This is a genomic window from Rubellimicrobium rubrum (assembly GCF_006152115.1).
Classification (GTDB): domain Bacteria; phylum Pseudomonadota; class Alphaproteobacteria; order Rhodobacterales; family Rhodobacteraceae; genus Rubellimicrobium; species Rubellimicrobium rubrum.
Window position 1 is genome coordinate 65,604 of record NZ_VDFU01000020.1, and the last position, 6,967, is coordinate 72,570.

The 6,967-nt window shown below is 62.2% G+C and carries 4 protein-coding genes; all 4 read right to left on the minus strand.

Annotation, left to right across the window (positions count from 1 at the left end; genetic code table 11):
* Position 1: 1 nt before the first annotated feature.
* The 4 genes from FHG66_RS15435 to FHG66_RS15450 all read right to left on the minus strand — a co-directional run bounded on the left by FHG66_RS15435 (position 2) and on the right by FHG66_RS15450 (position 5,727).
* Complete coding sequence (locus tag FHG66_RS15435) at positions 2-2,200, minus strand: ATP-binding protein (protein ID WP_139077959.1); 2,199 nt, start codon at positions 2,198-2,200, stop codon at positions 2-4.
* 137 nt (positions 2,201-2,337) lie between these two features.
* Positions 2,338-2,880 (minus strand): putative pterin-binding protein, encoded by a 543-nt coding sequence (locus tag FHG66_RS15440; protein ID WP_218013866.1) that lies wholly within the window; start codon positions 2,878-2,880, stop codon positions 2,338-2,340.
* Positions 2,877-3,929, minus strand: a complete 1,053-nt coding sequence (locus FHG66_RS15445; RefSeq protein WP_139077960.1) for an HD-GYP domain-containing protein — start codon at positions 3,927-3,929, stop codon at positions 2,877-2,879. The genes FHG66_RS15440 and FHG66_RS15445 overlap by 4 nt, the downstream gene beginning before the upstream one ends.
* 1,003 nt (positions 3,930-4,932) lie before the next feature.
* Complete coding sequence (locus FHG66_RS15450) at positions 4,933-5,727, minus strand: DeoR/GlpR family DNA-binding transcription regulator (protein ID WP_176556275.1); 795 nt, start codon at positions 5,725-5,727, stop codon at positions 4,933-4,935.
* Between the last annotated feature and the right edge of the window lie 1,240 nt (positions 5,728-6,967).

The window sequence follows — 6,967 nt, forward strand, 5'->3', positions numbered from 1 at the left end:
GTCATGCCGCCTCTGACGTTGCGGTAGCCCCGACGATTCGAGCCTTCGCCTGTTCGAAGCCGGCGCGAGCCGCCGCGCCGACGGCATCGGCATCGCTGGTGGTCCAGGTGCCAGGCGCGCGCATGGCCTGAGCTTGCTCGGCTGCCTGGAGCAGCCCAAGGGCGGAAGACGCACCTTTGAAGCTGTGAAGGACAGCGTCCACCTGCTCCGGCTTACCGTCGGCACGTGCCATGGCAAGGACCTGGGGCAGCTCCTCAGCCTCAAGCAGCACGTCGTCCAGCAAGTCCATCAGGGCCTCAGCTCCCAAAGTGGCCAGAAGTGAGTCGAAGAGGCCGACGTCCAATGGCGCGCCAAATGCTTCGTTGCTGTCCTTCTCCGGGCTGAATGCGGCATGAGCCGCACCGGAGTTGGCCGCACTGCCGTCAGCCGCGGTCCGCAAGCCATCCGTTCGGATCCCTACGGAAGATGCGGCATGCGGAGCCTGTGAGGCAGGCCTGCCGTCGGGAGCGCGCGCGAGAAGCCCCGCTGCCGTGAGGGTTTGGATCAGCCTGTCCTGCGTCACTGGCTTGGCGAGGAAATCATCCATCCCGGCCTGGATGCAGTCGGTCCGGTCGCTTACAAAGGCATTGCCGGTCAGCCCCACGATCCTGACCGGATTGCCCGTGCGGCGCACTTCGCGCGTGGCTTCCAGCCCGCTCATGACCGGCATCTGCACGTCCATGAAGACGAGGTCGAACTGCTCCCTGGACAGCAGCGACACAGCCTCGGCCCCGTTCGACGCGATCTCGACCGTCAGGCCAAGGCAGCCCAGGAGACCCTGGGCCACCGCCTGATTGATCGGATGATCCTCGACCAGCAGGATGCGCCCGTGAAATGATCCGAAATCCAAGGCCACAGAGTCTGACGTAGGGCCCTTCTCGGGATCAGCGCGGGACACGGGGTCCGCGACCGGCAGTTCGAACCAGAACGTGCTGCCTTCGCCCGGCACGCTGTTCACGCCGATCCGTCCACCCTGCCCCTCGATGATCCGCTTGCAAATCGCGAGGCCGAGTCCCGTGCCACCAAAGCTCCGGGACGCAGACCCGTCCACTTGGCTGAAATCACGGAACAGGAGAGATAGCCTGTCCGGCGGGATGCCGATGCCCGTATCGGTGATCTCGATCCGGAGGCATTCAGGCCCGACCAGCGATCCCCTGACCGTCACGGAACCGGCCGTGGTGAACTTGACTGCGTTGCCAATGAGATTGACCAGGACCTGTCGCAGGCGGGCTGGGTCGGCTCCGACCTCCAGGTCCGGCAGATCCAACGCGAGTCGCAGACCTTTCATTTCGGCACGGGGCGACACCACGGCGCACAGGGTTCGCGAAATCTCGGCCAGATGGACCCGATGACGCTCGAATTCGACCTTGCCGGATTCGAGCTTGGAGAAATCGAGAACGTCGCTGATCACCTCTAGGAGATGATAACCGGACTCCCGGATCATCGAGAGATGCCGCGACTGCTCCTTGGACAGGACGGAGTGGGCCATCAGTTCGGCCATGCCGATGATGCCGTTCAACGGCGTGCGGATCTCGTGGCTCATGGTAGCGAGGAACGTCGACTTCGCTTGGCTGGCCGCACGAGCCCGCTTGGCTATTGCGCGATTTCGTTCTCCCAGGATGGCCAGTTTGCGGCCCGCGGCCGAGATCTGCCTCATCTGCACGCCAAGGAGAGTGATGATTCCGGCAAAACCAAGAACTAGGAGCCCCACCCTGATGCCCAAGAGGTTTTCGAGATGCCGAACCTCCGCCCGGTTCGCGACCCTGTACTCGTTCGAGGCAGCGTTCGTCTTGAGCAGAAGGGCTCCGGTGTCCTGCTGCACGGCTTCCACGCGACCTCGCAAGGCTACGAGTTCAGCCCAAGGTACCTCGGCACTGTCGATCGGCAGTGCATCGACCGAAGTGGCAAGGCCAAGGATTCCTTCCCGGACCTCTTGGGCAAGCTCCGTAAGGCCGGGCGTTTCCTCGAAGCGGATCCCGAAAGAGCCATGCTCCAGCAATTGTACCCGACTGTAGAGGATATCATAAGCGTCCACTACGGGTCGAACCCCTTCGGAAACTCGTCCGAGAAGGGCCTCGTTGATGCTAGCGACCATGTGGCTGGTCTGCCTGTCGGTCTGGTAGGCCGCCCAGATCGCGTTCTCCCGAACGCTGTCCTCCATTGCCTCCCTGCTTTCATTCAGCAGCTTGAACAAAAGAACAACGTTCACCAAGAGAACAAGGCTGATGCCGCTCAGCAGACCGAGAGCTCCGCGCGTCTTGCGCGAGGCGACCCAATCCGACTGGCGGCGCCAGCGCTTCAACCCATGACCTCGATCGCAGTGACCTGCCAAACCGAGCGAGTGAAATAGACCTCATTGAACAGTTCGGGCTGCTGGTCGAATGGATAGATGACGAAGATCGGTCCTTTATCACGAACCGAGATCACCTTGCCGTCAATACGAGTGGCCAGGATCACCGGGATGGTGCGGGCGTCCTCGACGGGCATGTCGGACGCATAATCGTTGAGGGCGCGGATAATCAGCATCGCACCTCGCGCCTGCGCGGCTTCAAGAACCGAGTCGATGGTTGGGCCGCTGAACCTGGGCGTGCCCTCATGCCAAGGCGTCGCCGTCACGATCTCTCGTTGTGGCAGGCTGTCCAGCATCCCTAGGTCGAACGCGGTCGTTGCGCCTGTCTCGGGCGTGCCGACCTGACCCGAGAGAGTCAGGATAACTTCGCCGGAAAGCGTGGGCGCGGCCGTCGCGGCGCGCGCTCCGCTCAGCCCAGCTACTGACATTGCGGCGATTGCGCCACCGACAGCCTGTCGGCGTGTAAACAGGGGGGAAAACTTAGGCGTCATGCAGCGGAGTCCTCGTTCTGGATCGAAAGCTCTGGGTACAAGCTCATCATGGCCGGCCAGATGCGGAGCAGAGCGTCCACGCAATCCGGATCAAACGCCGACCCCGACAACCCCTGGATCTCGGCCAGCGCGCGCGCCGGGTTCCAGGCGGCCTTGTAGGGTCGCGGCGTCAGCAACGCATCCAGCACGTCGGCAACCGAGACAATTCGGGCGGACAGGGGGATGCTGGACCCGCTCAGGCCATGCGGATAGCCACGGCCGTCCCAGCGCTCGTGATGATGCAGCGCCACGTCATGGGCCATCCTTACAAGGTCGCTGGTCCCATCGCGCAGGACCTCGCTCCCCATGAGCGTATGGCGACGCATGATGAGGATCTCCTCCTCTGTCAGGCGTCCCGGCTTGAGCAGGATGGAGTCCGGCAGTCCAATCTTTCCGGTGTCGTGGAGTTGTGCGGCAAGGAACAGGTTGGCGCTGAACTGCTCTGGCAAGGCCATTTCGGTGGCCAGCATCTCTGAGACCTTGGCAACGCGAAGGATATGTTCGCCCGTCTGGTCGTCACGGTATTCGATCGCGCGCGCCAGACGCTGCACGATCTCTTCCTCGCGCTGGGCCAAGCGTCGCGTTGCTGCCGCGATCTCGTCGGCGAGATGGATGGCACGATCGGCCAGAGCGGTCTGCGCCCGGCGCAGCGCCAGCAGGTTGGCAGCCCTGACCCGCAGCTCCTCCGGGTCGACAGGCTTGTTCAAGAAGTCGGTCGCCCCGGCCCGTATGGCCTTAATCCGGAGGGCGCGGTCGACATCCGCCGTGATCATGACGATGGGGACATGTTGAAACCGGGCATCGTCGCGCAGTTGGCGCACCACCTCCACGCCATCGAGGCCAGGCATCTGATAATCTACAACGACAAGATCGAAGACCTTGGCGCGGCAGCGTTCGAGCGCGGCGAAGGGATCCTGGAATGCTTCGGCAGTCCATCCGGGCACGGAGCAGATGACACCCTTAAGCACACCCAGGTTCACCCTGTGGTCGTCGATCACACAAAGGTCCATGGAGTGAAGCCCCTACACCCGCATTCCGCCCAGCACGAAATGTCGCCTTTCACGGTAAACCGGCCCTTACCGTCCAGGGGCGATCCTGCTCAATTTCGATGCAAGTTGATTGGATCGGCGGATGCAGGCAGCGTGCCCGAGCACATCAATGTCGCGAGCCGAAACGACGTCAGGCCCGATCGGGCCAACCCTCTGCGGTGCATTAGTCTCTAGCCGGCTCTAACTGGTCAGTTTCACTGTAATTCTGTCATAGGGTATGGCTGGACTCCTTACCGGAGCCGGGTTTACTGCCACACAGCGTCAGAGAGGCCGTTTCGACCTAGCCGGTACTTTAGAAGCATCCTGCGGATTAGTTGTCTCCAACTTTCATATTCTTTGATGCCTTTGCCACCGCTCGCTACGGCTCATGCCGTGATGGAGTGGACATCGGGCAGTCTGGACATCGGGCCGTATCGTTTGCACCCGGCAACATCGTTGGCGGAACAGGGCCTCGGCTCGGATGGTTTCCAGGTCACCTTAGTTCCGCAAAGGCGTGCAACGTGGGACAGTGCCATGCAATCCAGCCCATGTTGCCCTACGCCCGGCCGGGAGGAACTCCGCTCTGCGGGCCTAGAAGCTGGAGTTGCCGCTGAATGCTGAGGGCGGTTTCCAGGGCCGCTCCGCCGCGATCAGCGATGTCTCACTCTGTATCAGCAATTAGTTCCGCGCAGTTTCCGGCGGCGCCCTAGAGATGCGGATGGGAGGGCCGACTGCAGCTCGGGCCCAGCCAACATTCAACCGCAAGTTACCGAAAGAGTCCGAAGATGGACGACAACGATGATCCTGATTGCGGCGGCTCTGGCTAGAGCGCTCTCGCGGATCGGCCTCAGCCTGCCGATGGGAACAGGAAAAGCCGGAATGACTTGCATTGAGGTCCGGTAGCCGCAGCTTCGGCTGGGCCCAAGCTCCGGCTTAGAACCAAGGACCGGTTCTGGTATTGCCCAGCGACCCGCCCCACTGAACTTCACCGGGTTACGAGCACCTCGATTCCCCGGCGCTCGAACTCCTGGGCGTCACGGTCGCTGATGCCGTCATCGGTGATGAAGGTATGCACCACCTCCAGGCTGCTCAGGCGGGTGAAGGACGTCTTGTTGATTTTCGTGGAGTCAGCGACCAGATACACGCGCGACGCCGCCCGGATCATGGCCTGCTTGAGCTGGAGGTCGGCAAAGCTCGGATAAGTCAGCCCGGCTTCGGGAGCGACGCCCGCGGTGGCCAAGAACAGCTTGCCGGCCAGTATGTTCTGGAAATAGTCCACCGACGCATCGCCCGACAGGGAGAGCGTCGGGGCCTTGAACTGCCCCCCCGGCATATGAACCGCCATTCCCGGAACCGCGCCCAGAATGAGCGCGATGTTCAGGGCGGTGGTGATCACGGTGAGGCCACGCCGTTCCCGAAGTCGCAGGGCGACTTCCGTCGTGGTGCTTCCTGCGTCCAAGATCAGCGTTTCACCTTCGCCCACAAGACTGGCGGCCAAGGCACCGATTTGGCGCTTCTTTTCCATATTCTGACTGTGCTGAAGCGTCAAAGCCCCGACCTGCTGGGGCACGGTGTTGAGAAAGGCGCCGCCATGCTCACGCGTGACCTGACCTTCCGCTTCCAGACGCTCCAGATCCTGTCGGATGGTCACCTCGGAGACCTGGAACGCCGCGGCAAGATCCCGGACGCGCGCGCTTCCTTCTTCCTGCAACCATTCTAAGATCCGCCGTCGCCGCGGTTCCGAGAGCAGACCGGGAGCGGGACGCTGATCGGATGTCATTCTAACCTCTGTTCTGCATGTCACTGGATCTATCGTGCGATCCGCGCCAAGTCACCGCGATTCCAATTCGATCAAAAGCTGCGGAAACTGCATGGAAGCAACTGAAATGTCTGGGCAAGCTTGTCGGCTGGAGGCTCCACAATATTCGGCCTGACCGGCTTGGCGTCGGGATCAGCGCTCGGGTTGTCCGAGTCACCCTTCCGCCTCTTCGGCGACCAGGCAATCACGAGCCGATTCCTTGTGGCGCCTGAACGCTCTCGGCTCTGGTTCCTGTCCTGGCAAGATAGGGTTCTCGATGGCGCTCCTCCGTAGGCGAGACCATTTGTATCGGAGTCGATGTCCTTATGGGCAGACGTCCGGACTTCAGGCCAGATGCACGGCCTACCATGGGACGCTCTTCCCTTGGGTTCACCAGCATCTGCAGAGTGATCCATCGGCGTTCTCGTCTACATTCTCTATCCTCGACGACACCCAAGACAGCTAGAACTGGGCTTCCCAGACGCAGCCTCCCGGCGACTGCCACGGGCAGACACGTCGATTGGGCCTCAGCTTGGGTTTGGACGATTCTGTGTTCCATTGAGTTGTTCGCTCGGGCTGCCCAGCAACGGTTCGACCGGCCAGCATGTTCATGGTGGCGCTTCGGGCTCGCCGTGCTAAGGCGCGGCGCGGCACTTAATCTTCCCCCTTCCGCCCGGATTGCGTCATGCCCTGCGCCAGATTGACGCCGGCTCCTTGACAACGGCGACACTGAATCGCCAACCGATCAAGCAGCCCGGCCCGTTCCTGCGGCACCTAGGGCGGCAGTCTCGAACCATCAGGCGGACCTATTAGTCTGCTGCCCTTCGCTTAGCCGCTCTGCCTGCGACTAGTCATCCGGCCTCATGCGCTTGCTGCATCGCAGCATTGTCGTGATCCGGTGTTGTGCAGGCGCCGTCATGGCTCAAGTCTTGTGGCAGGACATCAACCCCGCCGGCTCTGACCCATGTGGACTGAGGCACGGCTTGCAGATGAGGCACCCGGATGGCCAATGTGACGTCTTTGACGCGTTCAACCGAGCTTGCCTGGTTCGGACGCGGGACTACCCGTCTCTGGGCGGGGGTGGGCGAGCGTTTGGCGCTTCTCCATAGGTATCGCTCCACTCTGAACGAGCTTGCGATGCTGAGCGACAGGGTGGCCTGCCCCAATCGGGTGGTCCGGGTTCAGACTTAGTGCATGACCGGCTTGGGCGCTACGACTGGGG

Excerpts from the sequence above, each read along its gene's own strand:
- FHG66_RS15435 (WP_139077959.1), bottom strand. The coding sequence starts at position 2,200 with ATGGAGGACAGCGTTCGGGAGAACGCGATCTGGGCGGCCTACCAGACC.
- FHG66_RS15440 (WP_218013866.1), bottom strand. The coding sequence starts at position 2,880 with ATGACGCCTAAGTTTTCCCCCCTGTTTACACGCCGACAGGCTGTCGGT.
- FHG66_RS15445 (WP_139077960.1), bottom strand. The coding sequence starts at position 3,929 with ATGGACCTTTGTGTGATCGACGACCACAGGGTGAACCTGGGTGTGCTT.
- FHG66_RS15450 (WP_176556275.1), bottom strand. The coding sequence starts at position 5,727 with ATGACATCCGATCAGCGTCCCGCTCCCGGTCTGCTCTCGGAACCGCGG.